Raw genomic sequence first — 425 nt, forward strand, 5'->3', positions numbered from 1 at the left:
GACTATATCGCGCGCCGCATGATCGAACGCGAGCATGCGATGGTGGTGACGCCGGCGCCTGCTCCTGCTCCTGTATCTGCTGCGGCAGTTGTCCCGGCCAAGCGCCGCAGCGGTGTGTGGACGTTCGCGTTCGGATTCGCCGCAGGCCTCGCCGCACTGTTCGGTTTCGCGCTGGTGATGGCGCTGCGCGGACTCTAATTTTTTCGAGTGACTTTCTAGATCAATCTCTCGTCCTTGATCTCGCCAAGCGTCCCGTCGGCAAATCCGCGCACGCGATGGTCGCAGCGCCATGCATCGCCATCGCGTCTCACTGAAAACAGATTATACGCCGCAGGATGATTGTGCCCGTGCGCCATGGCGGACGCGGACGGCACGCCGATCGCCGGAATGCGTCCGCGCGGACCGTCAAGCCAGACGGTGGCGTG

At 63.5% G+C, this 425-nt stretch carries 2 protein-coding genes; one reads left to right on the top strand and one right to left on the bottom strand.

Features of this window, described 5'->3' with window-relative positions; all coding sequences use genetic code 11:
* On the top strand, window positions 1–198 hold a 198-nt coding region (locus tag QSJ47_RS08160), incomplete at its 5' end, for a hypothetical protein (RefSeq protein WP_285603023.1).
* A 17-nt stretch (window positions 199–215) separates the two neighbouring features.
* Here the strand turns inward: QSJ47_RS08160 and QSJ47_RS08165 are convergent.
* The coding region (locus QSJ47_RS08165) for a hypothetical protein (protein WP_285603024.1) at window positions 216–425 on the bottom strand (210 nt) is incomplete at its 5' end.

The sequence above is a fragment of the Helicobacter sp. NHP22-001 genome, assembly GCF_030270165.1.
In the GTDB taxonomy this organism is placed as follows: domain Bacteria; phylum Campylobacterota; class Campylobacteria; order Campylobacterales; family Helicobacteraceae; genus Helicobacter; species Helicobacter gastrofelis.